The organism is Microbacterium sp. (assembly GCF_036277215.1).
Taxonomy (GTDB): Bacteria; Actinomycetota; Actinomycetes; order Actinomycetales; family Microbacteriaceae; genus Microbacterium.
Genome location: NZ_DASUNI010000056.1, coordinates 1 through 2,639, shown reverse-complemented (window position 1 = coordinate 2,639; position 2,639 = coordinate 1). Strand labels below are relative to the sequence as shown.

Annotated in this window: 4 protein-coding genes; 1 reads left to right on the top strand and 3 read right to left on the bottom strand. The window is 65.6% G+C overall.

Annotated features, from left to right (window positions below; translation table 11 throughout):
• A partial coding sequence (locus VFX99_RS02700) for a GH32 C-terminal domain-containing protein (RefSeq protein ID WP_329664777.1) occupies positions 1–310 on the top strand: 310 nt, incomplete at its 5' end.
• A gap of 161 nt (positions 311–471) precedes the next feature.
• On the opposite strand, the gene VFX99_RS02695 is transcribed toward VFX99_RS02700, so the two are convergent.
• The 3 genes from VFX99_RS02695 to VFX99_RS02685 form a co-directional block, all read right to left on the bottom strand.
• Positions 472–858 carry a carboxymuconolactone decarboxylase family protein gene (locus VFX99_RS02695; protein WP_329664778.1) on the bottom strand — a complete coding sequence of 129 codons (387 nt, stop codon included), beginning with the start codon at positions 856–858 and terminating at the stop codon, positions 472–474.
• A gap of 163 nt (positions 859–1,021) precedes the next feature.
• Positions 1,022–1,294: a hypothetical protein gene (locus VFX99_RS02690; protein WP_329664776.1), complete on the bottom strand. Its 273-nt coding sequence runs from the start codon at positions 1,292–1,294 to the stop codon at positions 1,022–1,024.
• 74 nt (positions 1,295–1,368) lie between these two features.
• On the bottom strand, positions 1,369–2,379 hold the full coding sequence (locus tag VFX99_RS02685) for a helix-turn-helix transcriptional regulator (protein ID WP_329664775.1): 1,011 nt from the start codon (positions 2,377–2,379) through the stop codon (positions 1,369–1,371).
• Positions 2,380–2,639 lie beyond the last annotated feature (260 nt).

Sequence of the window (2,639 nt, the reverse complement as noted above, 5' to 3'; positions counted from 1 at the left end):
TGCCCCTGGCGGTGGACGCCACGTCGCGGTGGGCGCATACCTGCGCGGCCCCTTCGCGTACGTCGACCGCCGTCCGACCACCAACCCCACCGGCGGCGAGTCGCAGACCCCGGTCGACCCCTCCACGGGGAGTCTCATGATCCGCATCCTCGTCGATCGCACGAGTGTGGAACTGTTCGTCGGAGATGGTCGCGTCGTGCACTCCCACCGCGTGTTCCCGCTCGAAGGCGACGACCGCATCCGTCTCTATGCCCACGAGGGCCAGGCCACCTTTCGCGGACTCACGATTCGTGAACTGTCGATCCCATGACCGGGGCGGTTCGATCGATCCGACAGGACAGCTCTGCGATGAGAGGCTGAGGTTCATCAAAGCGCTCGTCATGAGCGAGTCGCTAAGTAGGTCACCCCCGACCGGTTGGTCGGTGACGGCGAGGACGGCCAGTGGCAACTCGCCGAGCGGGGCGGCGGCGTTCAGTCCGCGAACGAATTTACGTCGATTCCCAGTGCGAGAAGATTCGGAGCTGCTGTCACGATCCGCGGGACACCCACGATCCCGCCAACACTCGTAAGCACCTCGACAATCTCGTCAGCGGTCGCGCCGGCGCTGATCGCAGCATCGGTGAGTTCGGCGAAGGAGGGCTCAGAACCGCCCACAGAGATCAACGCACCGAGCCTTACCAGAGCGAGGGTCTTGGAGTCCAGGCGGGACGCACGGACCGGCACGCCCAGTTCCTCCGAGACGAGGCTGGGATCGTTGAGGGCGAGCCGGCGAAGCCGGTCCACATAGTTCGTTGACACCGTGTCCTCCCGGTTGCGGTAGCGCCAGTGGGTGCGATTGAACAGACGTCCCGCAACCACCAACCCACATCATCTAAATCGGGTGAACGTCGACATGCCGGGCGAACCGCTGCCGCAGCAGCGAGCAGTAGACCACAATCGCTCCTCCCGAACTGCTGCTCGCAAACATCGACTGAAGCGACACTTCATTCGCAGTCCGGTCACCTCGTGCGGGACGCTGTCATCACCCTTCTCCTCGCTCGCGTATCGCCTCCGGCTTGGTCGTGCTCGTCTGATTGTTGCGCGATGGGATGGTTTGCATGGATATGACGTCATGACCGGTGTCCCATAGGAGGGTGAGCAGGGCGCGCTCGGCCGCCTGATCCATCTCGCCGACAATTTCAGCGGCGTCGGCGGACGGTCGCGGAGAGATGGTCAATGAGCTGAACCGGCTCGGTATGAGGCTCAAAACGGATTCTGAAATTGGCGTGTTGACGACGATCTTGATGCGTGGCACGGCTCAATCGTGTGCCAGGTTGGCGTTGGCGGACACCACCCGAAACCCGGTTCCACCCTGGGTCCCCAGAAGCGTCAGATGAGACCGAACTGGCGCGCTGCCTGAACGGCTTCCTGTCGGCCGCCGACGCCGAGCTTGCGGTACAGGCTCTTGTTGTACCCCTTCACCGTGTTGATGGAGAGGAAAAGGGTCGCGCCGATCTCACGCTGCGTCGCGGTGCCGGGCAGCATCCGCAGGATCGAGAGCTCCCGATCAGTGAGCTCCTCGAATAGCTCGCCGGCGCGCGTTGCCGACCGAGCCGCCGAGCGGCCGATGCGATTCTCCGCAGCCGCAACCCAGGCCACCAGAAACGGCGACACATGCTCGGTGTCGACCACCTCGCGGGCACGGACAAGAGCGTCGCGCGCGCCGTGCCGGTCCCCGGTCCCCAGTTGAAGATCGGCGGTGAACACTATGGCAGAGACGAGCCAGAGCGTGTGGTGGCTTAGTTCCGCGAACCACAGCCCACGAGCGAGTTCTCCCTCGGCCGCGGCCAGCTCCCCTCGCTCGTAACTTCGGCGCCCCTCCATGATTCGGATCATTGCGGTAACCGGGCCGGCAGCGGCGCTTCCCCACGAGTTCTCGGCGGCGGTCGCTGCGGCGGTGGCCTCAGGAAGAAGGCGGTCCAGCTCGTGTGACGAGCCTGAGGCCTCGAGGAACAGCGCGAGCTGCCCTGCCGCCCGGAGCGCAATGGACGTCGAGAGCGGAATGCGATTCCGCTCCCGCCAGAAGCGGGCGATGATGTCCGCTGCCTCCTCGAAGCGGCCCGCGAGCCCGTACGCCTCAGCCAGGCCGATCATGGCGATCGGATGATCGGGCGTCCCTGCCGCAGCTTCGAGTGCCACCGCCTCCTCCAGGAGTGCGACGGCGCGCTCCGGGTGTGAGCGGTCGGTCGTGAACAGCCCACGCAAGCTCAGCTCCGCCGCACGCATGCTGCTCCAACCTGCGACAACGCTGTCGCTCTTCCGGTTCCGGACACTCACGTCGAGCCAGTGCTCGACGCGGGCCTCCATTCCGCAGGTCGTCGCGACGTAGGCGAGGCTCAATGCGGCCCCCGAACTCAGTGCCGGCTCGGGTAGTTTCGCGGCGAGCTCCAGTAAGGTGGCCGCCCACCCGTGTTCCACAAACCACCGCCAGCGCGCCTGAACTAGGGCGGCCGCGGCATCATGATCGCCAGCGTCCTGCAAAGTGCGCAGGGCATCGTCGATCCGATCCTGATCGAGGAACCACTGGGCCGCACGGCGCAGAACATCACGCGACACCTCACTGGGTTGTCCGTGCGACGACCACCCGAGGGCGGAGCGCA